Annotated in this window: 15 protein-coding genes; 3 read left to right on the forward strand and 12 right to left on the reverse strand. The window is 44.2% G+C overall.

All coding sequences use genetic code 11. The annotated features are described in order from the left end of the window. Positions 1 to 92: 92 nt before the first annotated feature. The 12 genes from Q5076_RS00385 to Q5076_RS00440 all read right to left on the reverse strand — a co-directional run bounded on the left by Q5076_RS00385 (position 93) and on the right by Q5076_RS00440 (position 16,187). The gene (locus Q5076_RS00385; protein WP_303010213.1) at positions 93 to 1,385 is read right to left on the reverse strand and encodes a PAS domain-containing sensor histidine kinase; all 1,293 of its coding nucleotides are present in this window, start codon (positions 1,383 to 1,385) and stop codon (positions 93 to 95) included. A gap of 9 nt (positions 1,386 to 1,394) precedes the next feature. Further along, on the reverse strand, positions 1,395 to 2,744 hold the full coding sequence (locus Q5076_RS00390; protein WP_303010215.1) for a sigma-54 dependent transcriptional regulator: 1,350 nt from the start codon (positions 2,742 to 2,744) through the stop codon (positions 1,395 to 1,397). Between the two features lie 171 nt (positions 2,745 to 2,915). Beyond that, positions 2,916 to 4,394, reverse strand: a complete 1,479-nt coding sequence (locus tag Q5076_RS00395) for a TolC family protein (RefSeq protein ID WP_303010216.1) — start codon at positions 4,392 to 4,394, stop codon at positions 2,916 to 2,918. Positions 4,395 to 4,523: 129 nt separating this feature from the next. Continuing rightward, positions 4,524 to 7,133 carry an ABC transporter substrate binding protein gene (locus Q5076_RS00400; RefSeq protein ID WP_303010217.1) on the reverse strand — a complete coding sequence of 870 codons (2,610 nt, stop codon included), beginning with the start codon at positions 7,131 to 7,133 and terminating at the stop codon, positions 4,524 to 4,526. Positions 7,134 to 7,217: 84 nt separating this feature from the next. Continuing rightward, the gene (locus Q5076_RS00405) at positions 7,218 to 8,471 is read right to left on the reverse strand and encodes an ABC transporter permease (protein ID WP_303010218.1); all 1,254 of its coding nucleotides are present in this window, start codon (positions 8,469 to 8,471) and stop codon (positions 7,218 to 7,220) included. A 32-nt stretch (positions 8,472 to 8,503) separates the two neighbouring features. After that, positions 8,504 to 9,793 (reverse strand): ABC transporter permease, encoded by a 1,290-nt coding sequence (locus Q5076_RS00410; protein WP_303010219.1) that lies wholly within the window; start codon positions 9,791 to 9,793, stop codon positions 8,504 to 8,506. 32 nt (positions 9,794 to 9,825) lie between these two features. Next, positions 9,826 to 11,094, reverse strand: coding sequence for an ABC transporter permease (locus Q5076_RS00415; RefSeq protein WP_303010220.1), 1,269 nt, complete (start codon positions 11,092 to 11,094; stop codon positions 9,826 to 9,828). Position 11,095: 1 nt separating this feature from the next. Further along, the gene (locus Q5076_RS00420) at positions 11,096 to 12,373 is read right to left on the reverse strand and encodes an ABC transporter permease (protein WP_303010221.1); all 1,278 of its coding nucleotides are present in this window, start codon (positions 12,371 to 12,373) and stop codon (positions 11,096 to 11,098) included. A 56-nt stretch (positions 12,374 to 12,429) separates the two neighbouring features. Beyond that, positions 12,430 to 13,056: a DUF2807 domain-containing protein gene (locus Q5076_RS00425; RefSeq protein WP_004326571.1), complete on the reverse strand. Its 627-nt coding sequence runs from the start codon at positions 13,054 to 13,056 to the stop codon at positions 12,430 to 12,432. A gap of 67 nt (positions 13,057 to 13,123) precedes the next feature. Then, positions 13,124 to 13,789 (reverse strand): ABC transporter ATP-binding protein, encoded by a 666-nt coding sequence (locus Q5076_RS00430; RefSeq protein WP_303010223.1) that lies wholly within the window; start codon positions 13,787 to 13,789, stop codon positions 13,124 to 13,126. A 17-nt stretch (positions 13,790 to 13,806) separates the two neighbouring features. Next, entirely contained in the window at positions 13,807 to 15,054 is a 1,248-nt protein-coding gene (locus Q5076_RS00435) for an efflux RND transporter periplasmic adaptor subunit (RefSeq protein WP_303010225.1), read from the reverse strand. Positions 15,055 to 15,281: 227 nt separating this feature from the next. Next, a complete protein-coding gene (locus Q5076_RS00440; RefSeq protein WP_303010226.1) occupies positions 15,282 to 16,187 on the reverse strand; it encodes a glucosaminidase domain-containing protein in 906 nt (301 codons plus the stop codon). 110 nt (positions 16,188 to 16,297) lie between these two features. On the opposite strand from Q5076_RS00440, the gene cdd reads away from it, so the two are divergent. From cdd to Q5076_RS00455, 3 genes are all read left to right on the forward strand, one after another. Next, positions 16,298 to 16,780: a cytidine deaminase gene (gene cdd / locus Q5076_RS00445; RefSeq protein ID WP_303010227.1), complete on the forward strand. Its 483-nt coding sequence runs from the start codon at positions 16,298 to 16,300 to the stop codon at positions 16,778 to 16,780. 2 nt (positions 16,781 to 16,782) lie between these two features. Next, complete coding sequence (locus Q5076_RS00450; RefSeq protein ID WP_303010228.1) at positions 16,783 to 17,622, forward strand: AraC family transcriptional regulator; 840 nt, start codon at positions 16,783 to 16,785, stop codon at positions 17,620 to 17,622. 83 nt (positions 17,623 to 17,705) lie between these two features. Continuing rightward, complete coding sequence (locus Q5076_RS00455; RefSeq protein ID WP_303010229.1) at positions 17,706 to 18,287, forward strand: DUF417 family protein; 582 nt, start codon at positions 17,706 to 17,708, stop codon at positions 18,285 to 18,287. Positions 18,288 to 18,292: the final 5 nt, after the last annotated feature.

Genomic DNA, 18,292 nt, shown 5'->3' on the forward strand with positions numbered 1-18,292 from the left:
GAATCCTATTGAATTGAGCGGGGCAAAGGTAAGGGTATTTAAGGACAATCAATAGTTCTATTTGACGGAATAACTGTTCTTATTCGTCACATTCAAGGAAAAAGAATACGAAATTTAGTTAATCCGTCAGCATACGTACGTAAAGAAAAAGTACACCCGTGACGCATTAGGACTTCACGGATAAAGATAAGCCCTATCCCCTGCCCATTCGGTTTCGTAGAGAAAAAAGGAGTGAACAGTTTCGCTTCCGTTTCCTTGCTAATCCCCTTCCCGTTATCCACCACCTCAATAATGCCCGGAGACTGGGTACGAATAATGATTTCACCGTTCGACCCGATACTTTCCGCCGCATTTTTAATGATATTAATCAGCACTTGTTCAAACAAGGCACTATCTAGTTTTATGCACGGCAAATCTTCGTCAACTTCTATGCGAAAAACAATATGACGTTCATTGCACACTCCTTCCATAAAACGTTTACAAGCAAAAGCTATCTCATTCAAATTTGCCAAAGCGAGAGCCGGCTCCGGAATTTTCACCACATCGGAAAAGCGGGTTATAAAACGGTTCATAGAAAAACAACGTTCAATGCACACCCGCATCACATCACAGATATCCTCCATGTTTTCCTCCGAAGAAAGCGCCTGTTCCACAGTATCCAGCGTAGAAATAATTCCTGCAGTAGTATTGTTTACTTCATGGACTATCATACGGATTACTTTTTCATATACCTTCTTCTCGGCCTTTATCACCTCATCCGTCAGACTTTCAATCAGGAAAAAAGGATGTTGGAATCCGCGGTCAATAAAAAAAGAATGAGTACACCGATAAATATTCGAGTCATTCAAACGGACAGTCACAGTTTCCCCCCTCGGAATGCCGGCAAGTTCGATAGCCAAAGGAGAATCAATGTCACCCATTTTTTTCCCGCGCACATCATCGAAACGGACCCCTAACATCCGTAACGCTACCGGATTCAATTCCGAAAGCTCATCATCCGGAGAAGTGACAATGACCCCCATCGGAGAAGCCTTAATCAATAAATCGAGAAAATGGTTTTGTTCCCGGAGACGGAGCCGTTCATTCTTGAGTTGTTCCATCATGCGATTGAAAATATTCACGATACGATCTGCTTCATACTGTCCTACCCGGCTTAAACGACTGCTAAAATCCTGTTCGCGCAGAAGTTCCATACCATTTCCGATTGTGTTCAAAGGCTTCACAATCTTACGATAAAAAAAGACCAGATAAAGCAGGATAAATAAAAACAATCCTTCCCCTATATAAAAGTAAACCGGGCTCAATTGCCCGGAAAGGCAGAGAAGGCCGCCTCCCAAAACCAAAAGTAAAATGACGAGTATATAAAAATATCCCTTAATGCGCACGGCTGTTTATCATAGAGTTATACTATATTTTTCAAGACGACGATAGAGAGCGGCACGACTAATCCCCAATGCCGTAGCCACCTGACTCAAATTTCCCTTATACCGTTCCAAAGCCTGAAGAATCGTCCGACGTTCTATCTCATCCAGAGTCATACCGGCAAAAGACGCGCCGTCCGCACTTTTCGAATCCTCATGACGGATATATTGGGCATCGAAATCCGATGCGTTCAAAACAGGCTTTCCACCCACGAGTATGGTGCGTTCCACCAGGTTTTTCAATTCACGAATATTGCCAGGATAAGGCAGGCGGCTTAGAAACTGCAAAGCGTCGGCAGAGAATTCCGTATGGGGCAATCCGTTTATCTCAGCCTGGCGGTCAGCAAAATGACGCGCCAACAAAGGAATGTCTTCACGACGTTCGCGTAAAGCCGGCAATTTCACAGTTATCAGATTAATCCGATAGAATAAATCCTCACGAAAAGCGCGTTCACTCACCATTTTATGCAAATCGGCATTCGTAGCGGAAACGACGCGGACATCAGCCTTGCGGGGACGGCTATCCCCAAGCACCTCAAAAGTCTGATCCTGCAATACACGTAAAAGTTTCACTTGGCAGGAAGGAGCCAAATCACCTATTTCATCAAGAAAAATCGTACCCTTATTCGCCATCTCAAAACGCCCGATACGGTCAGAGAAAGCATCGGTAAAAGCCCCCTTCTTATGGCCGAACATTTCACTTTCAAACAAACTCTGCGAGATTCCTCCGAGATTCACTTTCACAAACGGCTGCCCGGCCCGCCGGCTGTTAATATGAATTGCTTCGGCAATCAGCTCCTTGCCGGTTCCGCTTTCTCCCGTAATCAATACGGAAGCGTTTGTTTTGGCAATACGGGCAACGGTATCCAATACATCCGTCAAACCTTGGCTACGGCCGATGATATGGCTGCGCTCAAAAGAATCATTCCGGACCTGTGCCGTTTCTTTAGGAGCGGCAGACAAATCCAAAGCAGTTTCGATGCGTTGAAGCAAAGCCGCATTATTCCACGGTTTGGGAATAAAGTCAAAGGCGCCGGCTTGCATTCCTTGCACGGCAAGCTGGATACTCCCCCAAGCAGTCATCAGTATCACCGGCGTTTCCGGACAAAACAACTTCACCTGTTTCAGCAAAGTCAGCCCCTCTTCGCCCGTTGTCGAAAGCGTAAAGTTCATATCCATCAAAATCAAATCCGGAACCACAGAACGCACGACATTCATCGCTTCCTGAGGACCGGGAACCGCCTGTGCCTCATATCCCGCACGTTTCAGCATAAAGCCAAGCGAAGAACGGACTGCGCTGTCATCATCAATTATCAGAATCATAGTTAAAATAATAATTTCCTCAAAACTTATCCTTCACCTTTTATTTTTCAAAAGTACTACAAATTGTCAATACTACCAAGCAATCGAAATACAAAACATAACAGCGCCCTGCAATCTTCTGCAATATCTTTTGCCGCTTTCGTCAAACGATTTACAAATTCAATATTTTGTTTATTGCCGGACAATTTCATCAAAATCGGCTTCCAGTTCGGTATTCGTACGGAAATCCCAAAGCGTCAGGCTACGAATCTGATAAAAATAATACCAATAATAATAAAGCTCGGAAATATGTTTCTGCCGCGCCGCATCCTTGGCACTCTGGGCATCATTCAAATCCAATGTATTAATCTTGCCAATCAGAAAAGTCTCGATACTGGTTTTATAACGTTGTTGCGCAATCATATCGGCTTCCTTTGCAATAGCCAACTGCTGTGCCTGGTTATTGAAATGTTCTACCAACAAAAAGATGTCCTGATTGAAGTTTATCTGTTCCTGGCGAATCTTCGAAAGCACCACCTCACGATTACTCTTGGCAACCCGGACTTTCCCGCGACGCTTCCCCCAATCTAAAATCGGAATCTTGACGCCTACCTGTATAATCTGATTATCCTGCAGATTCCTGTAAACAGAGGAAAAGTCGTGATTCTCCCCCGTATAGCCCACGCTTGCAAACAAATCGATACTGCGTAAATTGCCACGTGCCGTAGCTACTTCATAATCAGCCTCCAACTGGCGCCTGCGAATATTCTGTGCAAAAGAGTTACGCTCCAGCGCTTTATTTAAAACCTGATTATATTCCATTTTTATGTCTCCCACCGCTTCAGGAACAACCGGGCTCAGAACCTCATCTTCTCCCACTCCCAAGAAAGCGCGAAGCTGGAACATCTTGGCATTCAAATCACTCTCCGCTTCGGTCAAAGCCGCTTTAGCATTCAAAGCGGAAAGTTTCAGTTGCAAAAGCTCATTTTCTGAGATTTGTCCCATTTTACGTTTGGCAAGCGCCACCTCGTAAAGATGGTCGGCGTTCGAAAGATTTTGCTTTGCCGTGCCCAAGTTCTCTTCCGCCAGCAAAAGATTGAAATAATAAGTAATCGCCTGCATAGTCACTTCTTCGGTAGCAGTAATAAAAGCGGCTTTTGCTTCCGCATAGCGTACCGGTTCGATACGACGATTCCACTTCACCGTATTCACGCCAAGAATCGGCTGTGTCAGTTTCAACGTTACAGGAACAGACATAAAATGACGGTCGCCACCGGTTCCCAACTGCTTCATATAGTCGAGAGAAGACGTAAGAGAAAGCTTACCGCCGGTAAACCAGATATTCTGGTCAATGGAAAGCTCACCGGAAAGCCCTAACGCGCTGTTTCGGACAAAGCTATACGAACCGTCCGGGTTCTGATAAGAACTGTACGACTTATTATAATCCGGCAATGTACCCGTCAGATTGACTTCCGGAAGAAGTTCCGCACGAAAGGTCCGGTATTCCCAATACGCGGTTTTCAATTCATTCAGGGCAACAGCAGCATCCACGGATTGTACACGTGCCATAGCAATGGCTTCATTCAAAGTAATCTTCCTCTCCTGTTGCGCTGACAATGCTAAAGACAGACAAGAAGCGGCAATCGCAAACAATATACTTTTCTTTTTCATTTATACACGATATTTTTACCAAGAAAAGTTCAAACGATGTGCCAAAGAAATAAACAATTATCAATCAAATGATTACCTCATTATTACAGTGTTCGATAATGGACACTATGCTCAAAAATGAACGTTCGTTCACTCGCAATAATCAGGAAGACGAACAGTAAAACGAGTGCCTTTACCTACCTCCGAAGTAACACTGATAGTCCCTTTCAGACGTTCGACAATCGTTTGACAAATGCTTAATCCCAAGCCTGCCCCCTGCGTAAAATTATCGACTTTATAAAACCGTTCGAAAATATGGCGGATTCCTTCCTCGGAAATACCGACTCCGGTATCTTCTACAAAGATACGGGTATATCCCGGTTCCTCATCCTCTTCATAGCCAAAAGTAATGAAACCCTTATTCGTGAACTTGGCGGCATTGTTGATGAGATTATTAATCACCTGTTGCAGGCGGACATTATCCGTTGTCAGATATTTCTTGTCACTTTCAGGCATATACAACACCAATTCCACCTCCGGGGGCATGTTCAGACGCTGCGAATCATGAACAGTCTTTAACAATAGAGGCAAATTATGTTCTGCAAACATAAATTCCATTGTTCCCGATTCAATCCGTGACAAATCAAGGATATCATTAATCAGAGCCAGCAACAATCCGCAATTCTTATTAATTGTCGCAACGAACTGCGTCACTTCTTCCTCTGTAAAATTATTCATATCGCTTAACAAATCCGAGAAACCAACGATAGCGTTTAACGGAGTACGGATTTCATGGCTCATATTAGCTAAAAAAGCCGATTTCAGCTTATCCGCCTGCAACGCTTTATCGCGTGCTTCCCTCATCTCCTGTTCGGCTGTTTTATAACGTTGAATACTCTGGCATACCCCTAATACATAATAGAGCGAATCCTGGGTCAAACCGGTAATAACGGAAGTACGGTATTCCCACCATTCATATTCTCCTTTTATATTACGCTGACGGAAATTCAAACGGGTACTTGCAATTTCTCCCGATAATGCCTTATTAAAAAGAATACGTATGTCTTTGATATCTTCCGGATGAATCACACGCTCCATTTCGTCACGAGAAAGGGTCGTGGCTCCCCCGTCGTAACCAAGACGTTCCAGAAAACCTTGAGGAAATATAAAACAATTCGTCTCCATCTCAAAACGCCACGGATAGACGGCACTTTCCTCCACCGCCATATCAAAGAAATGCTTCTGCATCTCTTCATCCGATATATTGCGGGCAGAAAGGGCCATACCGGTAATTTCACCCTTCGAAAGAATAGGCACTACCTCGCCTGACACCGGAAAATACTTGTCGCTGTGAACCTCTTTCATAAAAGCCCCCTGGGGAATTAAAACGCTTTTTCCGCTATCCGCCACTTCCTTCAACATTCTGTGAAGAATATCCTCGCCATTATGATATATTTTGAAAATACTTCCCGCTATCATTCCTTCATACACCCTCCCACCGAACTCGGAGGGCAAATGCAGCATCCTCAACAAAGAACGATTGGTGAAATGAATATGCAAATCCGTGTCGTACGTAATGACCCCGTCCCGAATAGAATGAAAGACATTATCAAATTCATTTCTTTGTTCCACCAACTTGTTCTGTACCAGCAAGCGGGTCTGCGCCTGCATCCTCCGTTTGGACTCGCGACGATTAACACGCATCAGCCAAACGATGGAAATAATCAGCAACGCCAGGACAGAAGGATAGAAAAGAATAAAAAGAAGTTTATATTTCTCCCAATAAGGTTCATTCACGACAGTCCCCCTCTGGCTCACCTTATCAGGATTTATATGGAAAAACTCCAGTTGCTTATAATCGTATATGAACTCCTGTTTAATTTCAGCAATCCCCATATCTTCCGGCGATGCTCCTTTCAATACGGAAGAAGCTTTCCGGGCTGCCAAAAACGCGGATGTATAAGCATCGGAATCATAAGCGCTGAACACACCGTTCGTCAAACTCACATTCTGGGTCGCAAATACGGGAGCTTTCGAATTTTTACCGACAAATGAAAGAAAAGGCGACCATTTAGGAGCAATCACCAACCGCTCGTGACTGTTTCGAGGGTAGCAAATGGCAGAAATAATGTGAGTGGTTGTTTGAGTTTGGGTATTATACACCTTCATCGTATAATCAGGATGGTCTTTTTGAAAAATTTTCCACTCATCCTGAAAGTCTTCAAGCCCCTTATTGCTCAAAAAACTATTATCAATGACACAAATCACCTCCTTCCTTTGAGGGAATACCATTTGCGCTTCCCGCAAAATGATATCGAAATCCGGATTGGCAGTAAACCCGCAAATATTCGGATGACTGGCAAATAATTCCTTATCGGGATATTTGATACCAAAAAATACGACCGGAATCTGCAACGGCAATGAATCGCCGCACGCAAACAGAGTATAAAAAGCCTCATCGCTCACCGTCACAATCAAATCGGTCTTCCTTTCACGGGCACGCTGGCAGAAACGGCGCATGATTACCTTTTCCGACTTGAATGCCCAAAAATCCGCATCTAAATATTCCGTCGTTATATTGACTTTTAACCCGTTATCTTCAAATCCTTTAGCCAGTCCTCGGTTTAGGCTGCCATTCCACGGGGTTTGTGAAGTATATGACTGAATAAAAAGTACATTATATACACGTTCCGCCGCTACCGTCTGACACAAGACGACAATCAATAAAAACACAAATACACGGCAATATTGTTGTTTCATAAGCGAAAAATCTGCACTTTTTTCAATAATATAGACGCAAAGATAGGTTATTATATTGAAAGCGATGCAAATAGTTCTAACTTTTTATTTTTCCCGCAAAGCCTCTGCCGGCTGTATATGCATAGCCTGGCGGGCAGGGAACCAAATACCGATTAAAATCATCGATGCCATCAAAAAATAAGTTATGATTAATGTAATAAGAAAACGGACAAATCCCCATTCCGTATATCCGCCAGTCAACCCCAGATATCCCATATTATAACAAATAACGGCAGAAGGCAGAACTGCCAAAGCAAGCAATAAGAGCCCCTCTTTATTCAAATGTCCCCACAGTTGCATCCGGGTAGAACCGACAGCGATACGAAGTGCCAATTCCGAACGACGATGTTGCGTACGAAACCAAAAAGTGCCGACAACCCCTAACAAAATGTTCAGCAATAAAAAAAACATAATCCAGAAACGAGTCTTTACCAAGTTAAAACTGGAACGCTCAAACTCATTCCGTATATCTTCATAATCATGTACTTGCAGAATGAACAGATTACCGACATTCAACTGTTTATCAGACAATTTCATCAGATATTCCGGAAAATCCCCCGATGTGCCCGGCTTCACACGCAAACAAACCTCAATATTGGAAGGGTAAGATTCGCCTTCCAGGGCAGCCACCTGTTTCTCTGTAAAAGGAATACCGATATACCGGTCTGAATAATTGGCCCAAAAATCATTGTAACGGACCTTAGCCGATACGGCTGCTATCTTAAATCTATTGGTAGAATCATCCACATCAACCAGTTCCTTTCCTATCAATGTGCGTTCTCCCTTATAACCAGAAAACCAGAAATTCTCGCCGGTAATCACATTTCCATTCCGTAAAGCTTGCATCAACGGCTGATACCCGCGACCGTCGGCACTCTGGTAACGAAAGACCCGGACGAATTCCGGAGTGATAAAACGCTGTAACGGAGTGCTTACAAGAGTATCCATCCGTACCCTTATCCCCGAATTATTTCCTATGTACGGACGTGAGTTGCTGGAAACGGAGACAGCTTCCACCTCCGGCAATCGTTGAAGGCGGTCTGTCAACTCGATAATATCCTGTCCCAAAGTCGTACTCTTTTTACTTTCCGGAATATAAGAAGCGCTCTTATTGTTTTTCAAGCCAAGCTCCAAATAATAAGTATCGGTAATGTCGAATCCGACCGGTTCATAATAAACACACGCAATCATGTATGTCCAGTCAACCACATTCCACAGGACAACAAAAACAATCAGCAGTTCTGTCCACAACCACCCGTTGGACCGGCGTTCATTCCATATTTGTTTTAACAGTTGCATCTTCATCAAAATTAATTAGATTAAATAACGGATTATCTTTCATTTATAGCATCCACGATATTAGTGCGGGTTATTCTCCACGCAGGAATAGCCGCGCTCAACAAATTGAGCAGAAAACATGACAAGAACGCCAACATGAATACGGCAGGGTCAAACAGCAAATCGACACACAGAGTAGTCAAATCACTCACACCGTCGGCGACAAAATCAATAGAAAATAACATTCCGCCCAAAAGGAATGTAGCCAAATAACTTAATACCAGCCCAAGAATCCCTCCTAAAAGAGAATAGAGCATATTCTCGGAAAGCACCTGTACCATCAGTTCCCTTCTCGAAGCCCCGAAAGCCTTTCGTACCCCCATTTCAGAAAGACGTTTACGCATACGCGACAAAGTAAGCCCCGAAAGATTTACGGCAGGAACAATCAGAAAGACAAGCAAGGTCAATACATATTCCCGGACCGCTTCTTTCACAGCCGGAGGATTATTTGACGAAAGGCGTTGCGCAGCGACAAAATAAGTATCGGGCTGTCCACGATAAAGCAAATCAAAATTAGGATGCCCTGCCATAAATACCTCCTTCAAATGGTCCGCTTCCTGACAAATGGTGGGAAAATCATCCTTTGATTTTCCCAAAATAAACACAGCAGCCATACCCATGATATTCTCATCTCCCCAAGCAGCAGTGAAAGCACTGGTCGAGCTTAAAGGAATCCAGACCTGCGCATAAGCATAACGGGCTAATTTAGAAACCGGACGCACCACTCCGCTAATCATATAAGGCGAATGATTCAAAAGAAAAGTTTTCCCCACCACTTCCGATGTGCCAAACAACTGCCGCGCCATATCTTCGGAAATAACAGCCTTCATCGCTTTCGCGTCAAAATCGGCATCATCATAAGGCCTGCCTGACATGAAATCAAATTTGAAGACTTTCCAGAAAGCATCATCCGTTTGCAACACACTGCAACTTTGCATATCACCCGCCGGTTTAGAGGCTAACATCGTTTCCCTCAAAGCACTGGTTATGGAAACAGCCTCAGGAACCTGCATCCCTTTAAAACAGGCTTTTGCCGTCTGATAAGAAACAGGCCCGTTACTCTGCCAATTGGGATTTTCCTTATTTTGAAGCCCGGCAAACCGGAAAATAAGCATACGATCACGATAAACCTCCGGAGAAAACGGAGCGACTGTAGCACGCAAAGTAATTACAACCACCATAATCATAGCGATAGCCATTGCTGTGCCTATAATAGATATGAAAGAAAGAAGCCTGTTCTCTTTCAACAGATGAAATGCTTGTTTGAAGTAGAGTTTTATCATTATCGTTTCAGTATAAAGTTTCAGTATATTTCTTACTCGTCTCTCAACGCTTCGGCCGGTTGTACCCTCATCGATTGCAGGGCCGGATACAACACGCCCAAAATAATCATTACCGCCATCAAAAGATACGTCATTAAAACGGTTATCAGGAAACGGGGTACTGTAAATGCCATTTGCGATATATCCACCAGTTCAATATATCCGATATTGAATGCGACCAACAGGGCAGGAAGAGCCGACATACTCAATAATAACAAGCCTTCCGTAATCAAGCGATAGAATACGTTTTTCCGGTTGGCTCCCATCGCCATGTGTAAAGCGACTTCTCCCCGACGCTGCTGGGTACGGAACCAGAAAGTGCCAATCACACCCAGAAAGATATTCAACAACAGGAAAAAGAGAATACAGAACCGGGTACGCAATTCATTGTCATTGTCTATCTCACAGGCCGTCCGGACTTTGCTTAACGGGGTGATATCAAGTATATAAACATTCCCTGCCTGATAGATACGGTCGGCATCATTCATAAGACGTTCCGCAAACCCGTCGTCTACACCGTTGCGGACACGCAGGCTCAGTTCAAGATAAGTAACGTTTCCGACCGCTTCCATTTGTTCGTCAGAAAGGTAAGTGCCGATATAAGTCCCGGTAAAAGGTTTTCCGGCCATATTATAATGGTCGTAGCGGACAGGCTCCGTTAAAGCCGCAATACGAAAATTGTCATCACTCATGCGTACTTCTTTACCCAGAAGGTCTTTTCCGCGGAAAGTGGCATCCGGATAATAATCTGCAACATCGACAGGAACGATTACGGTATTTTTCTCCAGAGCCTTCACCAGGCCTTCATGGCCGGAACCATCGATATTCCGGAAACGGAACACCTTATAATATTCAGGAGTCGCCCAACGCTCCATCGTACCTATCCAAACCGTGTCGTTATCCGGGAAACGGAAACTCGCCCCACTACACCCTTCATTATATGGAATACTGTTTTGAGAGATACAGACAGATTCGACTTCCGGATGCCGGGACAAACGTCCGGCTATCTCCCTCAAAGCAGCCATATCATCTTTGACAGTCAGCTCCGGGTTGAAATCGGTCGATTTATCGGTCAGGCGGTTCATACGTAATACATACGTATTTTCTATATCAAAGCCCATCGGCTGATAATAGACATGCAAAGTGACATAAACCAAATCGACGATATACCACAATACGACAAACACCAGCAATAGTTCAATCCATAGAAAAGCATTGCTCCGGCGCTCATTATATATTTGTTTCAATAACTGTTTCATCATTTTATCTTTGGTTTATGGCATCTACAATACTCATTCTCGACACTCTCCAAGCCGGAATACCGGCACTCAACAGATTTAATAACAGGCAGAAACAGAATGCAACGAGGAATGTCGTCGAGCTGAACAGCATATCAGTGGAAAGAGAAGTTTCCCCGGCAAGGCCTGCATTCTCACTGTTACCGAAAAGGAATGAGTTTAACAGGAAAGTAGCAGAATAGCTCAACATCAGTCCCAGTACTCCGGCAAGCAGTGTCAATATCAGATTCTCCCAGAACATCTGTCGCAACAATTCGTTGGCAGTAGCACCGAATGCTTTCCGGACACCGATTTCCGTCATACGTTTCCGCATACGGGATAAAGTCATACTACTCAGGTTGATAGCCGGAACCAAGAGGAGAATCACAATGATAAGGATAAACCGCCCGACAATATATTTCATATCCAGGTCTGTTCCCCAATGGCGGTAAAGGTAGGCAAATTGAGTATCCGGCTGGCCACGATAAATCAATTCCATATCCTTCAGTTTGCTATTGTAGGCCTGGCGGTATTTTTCTACTTCGGCACGGATAGCCGGAAAATCGTCGGACGAACGTGCAAGGATGACCGCCCGCATAGGCCCCATCAGATTTTCTCTCCACGAGAAAGAAGCCAAATCTGTCGATGTATAAGGAATCCAGACTTGTGCATAAGAAGCTGTCGCCAACTTTGATACGTCTTTCACTACTCCTGTAATGGTATAATCGGCTCTATTCAATTGGATGGTACGCCCCACCACGTCAGTTGTACCGAACAGGCGGCGTGCCACACTGGCAGAAACCACTGCCTTGGACAGCCCGCTCTCAAAATCGGCTTTCGTATATGGTTTGCCACATAAAAATTCAAAGCTAAAGACTTGCCAGAACGCTTCATCCGTCTCCATTTCATCTACACTCATCCTGCCTCCTCCGGGAAGAGAAGCGCGCATCTTGTTATTGATGGAAATAATGGTAACCGCTTCCGGTATTGTCAACGCCTTAAAGCATTCACGGGCAGTCGTGACGGACATCTGGCTGCTGGCAGCATTATTGTGTTGCTCTTTATGCCGGGACGTCATTGCCTTGACATACAATGATCGTGAACGGTTAACTTCCGGCACGCAGTCTTTTATCCGTATCTGCAATGTCAGCACGATCACCATTATCATGCAAATAGCCAAAGCTGTACCTACCATACAGACAATACTAATAAGCCGGTTCTCTTTCAACTGGTAAAGAGCTTGCTTTATGTATTGCTTCCACATCTTCTTATTCTTTTTTTGATTTGATTCTACAGGAGTTCACAGAAGAATGTTCTACATTAGAAATTCCAACCTTTCTTTGTTACGTCTTTACACTTCAGGTTTTTGGAGTTGATTTTACCAACGCCATCCCGCTTAAAGAAAGCTGCATCCGCTTTACCGGATACAGTGATATTTCCTACTCCATCCACTTTAGCTTTGATAGTGCTGCAATCAACATTCAACTTCATATTGCCTACTCCGTCAACATCTAGTTTCAACTCATCGCAATATAGACTTTTCACGTTACAGTTGCCTACTCCATCAAGTTCGAAAGCTATATTTTTAAGTTTTAGTTCTTCTTTTGCATCAAAGTTCCCTACTCCATCAATTTTCACTTTACTCAAATCGGGAGCAGTAATATAGCAAATAAGGTTCTTGATATTCCTCGCATTCCTATCTTTATACGAGATAACCAAAGTTCCGTTTTTCACTGTCACCCTTGTTTTTTCTACAAATTCAGAAGGACCTTCCAAACGGCAGGAGCATCCTGCCGATTGAGTAAAAATAATATTCCCGACAGATTGCAGGTTTATGGCAGAAAACTCGTCTACATTATAATCTTTACTCACATTTTGTGCCGATAGCGAACAGAAAGCAACACTTAACAGGACAGCTATCGCAACGATGAAAATATTCTTTGTCATGATGATTTTTAATTTAGAGATACATTAATCAATTTTTCTATTTAGTTCTAATCGTAAGAGGCCGTTTCTATTGTACCTGGCGTCCATCGAAGAAACGAATAGTGCGCGAAGTCTGCTTCGCCTGTTCTTCATTATGGGTAACCATCACGATAGTACGTCCGTCTTCCTTATTCAACCGATGAAGCAGTTCCATTACTTCAGCTCCCATCTTTGAATCCAAGTTACCTGTCGGCTCATCGGCAAGGATTATTTCGGGATTACCGATAATAGCACGGGCAATAGCTACACGTTGGCACTGCCCACCGGAAAGTTGTGTAGGAAAATGTCTCATACGATGGCTTAATCCTACTTTTTCCAATACTTCTTGTGCCAACCGTTTTCGTTCACTACCAGCCATACGTCGATAAAGCAAGGGGAGTTCTACATTATCCATCACATTCAACGAATTAATCAAATGAAAAGACTGAAATACAAAACCGAGCGTTTTATTACGAAAAACCGCCAGTTCCTTGTCTTTCATTCCTTCGGTACGTATTCCGTTGATTTCCACCATTCCCATTGTAGGTGCATCAAGCAATCCCATTATGTTCAGCAGGGTGGATTTTCCGCATCCGGAAGGCCCCATTATACTTAGAAATTCTCCACGTTCTACCGTCAGATTCACATTCTCCAATGCTACCGTTTCAATCTCGTCCGTACGATAAATCTTGGAAAGAGAGCTCAATGTTATCATAACTTCCAGTATTTAGTTTATTTGATTTTCAATTTACCCTTATTCTTATAAGAACTCATGTCGCTCACCACCACCTGTTCACCCGGTTGCAGCCCGCTCAACACCTCCACAAATTCAAAATTGGAATCCCCCAACTGTATCTTACGTTTCACCAGTTCGTTATCCGGCGTACGGACAAAAAGCTCATATTCACCGCGCCCTACATAATAAGAACCGTTGGCAATACGCATCACATCCTCTTTAACAGCATTCATTACATATACATCCGTCTTCAACCCGGAACGCAGACGACGATGATTATCTTCCTTCAACTGTACGGAAAAAGAAATAACCCCATTTTTGGAAAGCGGTGTCACGCTGCTAATGATTCCCTCCAGCTTGTCACTGCCCACTTTCACAATCGCCTTTCCGCCTGCCGCCACGCGGTCGCCATAAGTATCGGCAATCTCTCCCTCCACCTTGAAATGACTTAAATCGGAAATAATAGCCACCTGTTCGCCCTCAGAAATCTGTGCGCCAATCTGGTCGTTGATATAAGTAAGAATAGCCTTACGGGGAGAACGAATTTGAGCATCCTCAAATGTCCGTTTCATTTCAGCCAGGCTCTTACGGAAAATATTAAAATCCAATTCCTGCACTTTCAGTTCGGCAGACGCCACTTCCTGTTCATTCTCATACTGCTGTTGAAGTTGCTCATATTCCAATTGCGCGACATTATAGCTCAATTCCGCCTGGCGGACTTTATCAGTCGTCCCCGCTCCAAGGCTATCCAGATAATGTTCATTTCTCAATTCCACTTTCATCCGGTTCAACTTCATGGCCGACACCTTAATCTGCATTGCCATATCGGAAAGTTTAGTCTGATTATTGACACGAAGCTGGTCGAGCTTGTAACGCCTCATCTGCTCCTCGTCCAAAAGTTTCTGATACTGCGTTTCCGTACTTTGAAGGTCGAGTTTCAAAATCGGAGTGCCGATATCCACACTGTCCCCTCCCTTTTTATAAACTTCGAGAATGCGGGAATTGATAGGAGAATTGATAATCTCCTCAAAAGCCGGAACCACCTTTCCGGACGCACTGACACTGACCTCAATCATACCTTCGTCAACAGTAGAGAACACCAAGTCTTTTTCCCCTACCCCTGCCCTCATCACAGAAATAAGCACACTGATAACAATAATTCCCGTCACTCCTACAGCCGAATAACGAACTATCTTCTTATTACGTTCCTTCCGGCGAACCTCTTTGGGTATTTCTCTATCCATATTCGATTATTTTCTTTTATAGTTATTTCATGTATTCATCCGGCATTAAACATACTAAATCCATGCCAGAATCATAAACCTCTGAAATTGAGACGAAAACAAAAAAACAGGGTGTCCGATATCGGACACCCTGTACGAATTTACCGTTCAAAAAACGGCGGAACTAAAAGAAACTTCCCGGTTTCAAGACACGACCACCCTGAAATCCGGAAAAAAGATTCAACGAACTAACGAAGACGCAGACGGTCGCCCACCTCCGGAATATAATCACCGTCCTTACGGTTCATCTTATATAAATATTTAAGACGAATACCGTACTTCTGCGAAATGCTGTGCATCGAATCGCCGTCTTTCACAACATAGACAGTATGAGGTTCGGAAGCCTTTTTCTTTTTCCCCTTCAGATAAATGATATCTCCCTTCACCAAGGTATATTCGCGGTGTAAATCGTTATACTTCACCAGTTTCTTCCAGCTAATATCGAATTCCTTGCCCAAATCCTTAAAAGTATCGCCATCCCTGGCAACGACATAAGCGATGTCATTGGCGATATATACCTGATGCGGATTCAGCAACCAGGGATTCTTCCTCAGTTTACGCTTGGAATAAATGCCCTTACTATCGTACTTGTACAAATCGTAATCCTCAATGATAGTAATCAAACGGTTCGCATAAGAAGGGTCAGTAGCATAACCGGCCTTTTTCAGCCCCCGCGCCCAACCCTTATAATCGGTAATATCCAATTTAAAGAGAAAAGCATAACGGGCCCCCCTCCTCAAGAAATCGGAATGGTCCTCATACGAATCACGCGCATGTTTATAAGCGCGGAAACATTCGTTACGGGCATCATCATCATGCCGGACAGTGCGTCCCCGCCAACTGCCGCCGCATTTAATCCCGAAATGGTTGTTACTCTTCCGCGCCAACTGGCTATACCCGGCTCCGCTTTCGAGCAACCCCTGCGCCAGCGTAATACTGGCAGGAATCTTATGAAGCTTCATCTGCTCCACTGCCAAGTCACTATACTTCTTTATATATTCCACATAACGGGTGTTCTTCCGCTGTGCCTGTACCCCTATTGCCAAGAAAAAAATAACGGTTAAAAAGACCAGCCTATACAGTTTATTCTCCATTTCATTTCAGATGTGAATTAGATGGCACAAAAATCTGAAAAATAATTGGGATTATCAATCTCTTTCCTAACTTTGTAACATTAATTGTAGAAACCAATCCCCTGAGATATATGAAAGACCTTACTATCACCGCAATTATTAAAATATACCAATTCGACGAATTGAACGAGACCGACCGGGCCCTCATGGAAACAGCCATGAAAGCTACAGAACGCAGTTACGCTCCCTATTCGCACTTCTCCGTAGGAGCAGCCGCGTTATTGAACGACGGGACAGTGGTGACCGGAACAAACCAGGAGAATGCCGCCTACCCTTCAGGACTCTGTGCGGAACGCACCGTTTTGTTCTACGCCAATTCCCGATATCCCGACCAACCGGTCGCCGCCCTTGCCATTGCCGCCAGGACGGAAAAAGATTTCATAGACAATCCCATCCCCCCTTGCGGCGCCTGCCGGCAGGTAATCCTGGAAACGGAAAAACGTTACGGGCAACCCGTCCGCATCCTGCTTTACGGCAAGAAACACATTTATGAAATCAAGAGTATAAGCGACCTGCTGCCGCTATCGTTCGACGCATCAGCAATGGAGGAATAACTATGCTACAACAATATCACACAAAACTAAAAGGGACACTCGCACTCACGGATTCCTACCTCACAGAGAAAGCGCTACAAAAAGAAAAAGGGCTCTATAAGTTCATATGGGTACGCAAAGGAAACATTACGGTAGAAATCGACCATCAGGAAACGCTGCTCTCGCAAAACGACGTCATTTCACTGACACACCTGCAACACCTTGAGTTCAAATCAATAGACGGAGAGTATATGACCCTGCTGTTCAACAGTAATTTCTACTGCATCTACGGCAACGACCATGAAGTATCGTGCAGCGGTTTTCTTTTCAACGGCTCGTCCCATCTCGTCCGTTTCACCCTCAACGAACAGGAATACCGCCAATTGAACGAAATTACCACAGCAATGGAAAACGAATTTTCCGTTTCCGACAGCCTTCAGGAAGAAATGCTGCGCATCCTCCTTAAAAGGTTTATAATCCAGTGCACCCGAATCGCACGTCACCGGCTGGACATTACCCGTGAAAAAGAGTCCGGGTTCGAGATTGTCCGCCAATATTACAATTTGGTAGACGAGCATTACAAAATAAAAAAACAGGTACAGGATTACGCCGATATGCTACACAAATCCCCCAAAACACTTTCCAATATCTTTTCCACCTGCAAATTGCCCTCCCCCTTGCGAGTCATTCACGAACGGGTGGAAGCGGAAGCAAAACGATTGCTGCTGTACAGTAACAAAAGCGCCAAAGAAATCGCAGATATCCTGGGCTTTGAAGACCAGGCGTCTTTCAGCCGTTTCTTTAAAAATATGACAGGACAGAGCGCCGTACAGTTCAGAAACGAACAAAACGGGAAGAATTGATAAGCAATGCGGCGGTATTGCCATTGGGAGGCCATAAGATAAGCACGACCTTTGCGGTGTAAGTTAAACTCATAAACAACAATATGAAAGAAAAATTCATCGCATTGCTGACCTTCACGTCAAGCCTGAAAGAAATTGGAATCAAATTCATCCGTGTAGCCATCTTAATCGTATTCGTATGGATAGGCGGGCTGAAGTATTTCCACTATGAAGCCGACGGAATCGTACCGTTTGTCGCCAACAGCCCGTTCATGAACTTCTTCTATGCAAAAGAAGCTCCGGAATACAAAAACTTCAAGAATCCGGAAGGGGCTCTAGTCCCTGAAAACCGCGCATGGCATCAAGCCAATCACACCTATACCTTTTCTTACGGTTTGGGAGCACTAATCATGAGTATAGGCATTCTGGTATTTTTGGGCATCTTCTTTCCCAAAATAGGATTGGCGGGAGACATCCTGGCCATTATAATGACAATCGGCACGTTGTCATTCCTCGTCACCACGCCGGAAGTCTGGGTTCCCGACCTGGGAGGCGGAGAATCCGGCTTCCCGTTATTGTCCGGTGCGGGACGGCTGGTGGTTAAAGACATCGTTATCCTGGCAAGCGCAGTAGTGCTTCTGTCCGATTCGTCACGACACGTACTCAAAACACTAAAAAAAGACTAGCATTC

It is taken from the genome of uncultured Bacteroides sp., from assembly GCF_958445495.1.
In the GTDB taxonomy this organism is placed as follows: domain Bacteria; phylum Bacteroidota; class Bacteroidia; order Bacteroidales; family Bacteroidaceae; genus Bacteroides.

Bases quoted from the DNA above. Each gene is read 5' to 3' on its own strand.
- Q5076_RS00415 (WP_303010220.1), bottom strand. From the start codon at position 11,094: ATGATGAAACAGTTATTGAAACAAATATATAATGAGCGCCGGAGCAAT.
- Q5076_RS00410 (WP_303010219.1), bottom strand. From the start codon at position 9,793: ATGATAAAACTCTACTTCAAACAAGCATTTCATCTGTTGAAAGAGAAC.
- Q5076_RS00405 (WP_303010218.1), bottom strand. From the start codon at position 8,471: ATGCAACTGTTAAAACAAATATGGAATGAACGCCGGTCCAACGGGTGG.
- Q5076_RS00400 (WP_303010217.1), bottom strand. From the start codon at position 7,133: ATGAAACAACAATATTGCCGTGTATTTGTGTTTTTATTGATTGTCGTC.
- Q5076_RS00450 (WP_303010228.1), top strand. From the start codon at position 16,783: ATGCTACAACAATATCACACAAAACTAAAAGGGACACTCGCACTCACG.
- Q5076_RS00425 (WP_004326571.1), bottom strand. From the start codon at position 13,056: ATGACAAAGAATATTTTCATCGTTGCGATAGCTGTCCTGTTAAGTGTT.
- cdd (WP_303010227.1), top strand. From the start codon at position 16,298: ATGAAAGACCTTACTATCACCGCAATTATTAAAATATACCAATTCGAC.
- Q5076_RS00430 (WP_303010223.1), bottom strand. From the start codon at position 13,789: ATGATAACATTGAGCTCTCTTTCCAAGATTTATCGTACGGACGAGATT.
- Q5076_RS00420 (WP_303010221.1), bottom strand. From the start codon at position 12,373: ATGTGGAAGCAATACATAAAGCAAGCTCTTTACCAGTTGAAAGAGAAC.
- Q5076_RS00390 (WP_303010215.1), bottom strand. From the start codon at position 2,744: ATGATTCTGATAATTGATGATGACAGCGCAGTCCGTTCTTCGCTTGGC.
- Q5076_RS00440 (WP_303010226.1), bottom strand. From the start codon at position 16,187: ATGGAGAATAAACTGTATAGGCTGGTCTTTTTAACCGTTATTTTTTTC.
- Q5076_RS00395 (WP_303010216.1), bottom strand. From the start codon at position 4,394: ATGAAAAAGAAAAGTATATTGTTTGCGATTGCCGCTTCTTGTCTGTCT.
- Q5076_RS00435 (WP_303010225.1), bottom strand. From the start codon at position 15,054: ATGGATAGAGAAATACCCAAAGAGGTTCGCCGGAAGGAACGTAATAAG.
- Q5076_RS00455 (WP_303010229.1), top strand. From the start codon at position 17,706: ATGAAAGAAAAATTCATCGCATTGCTGACCTTCACGTCAAGCCTGAAA.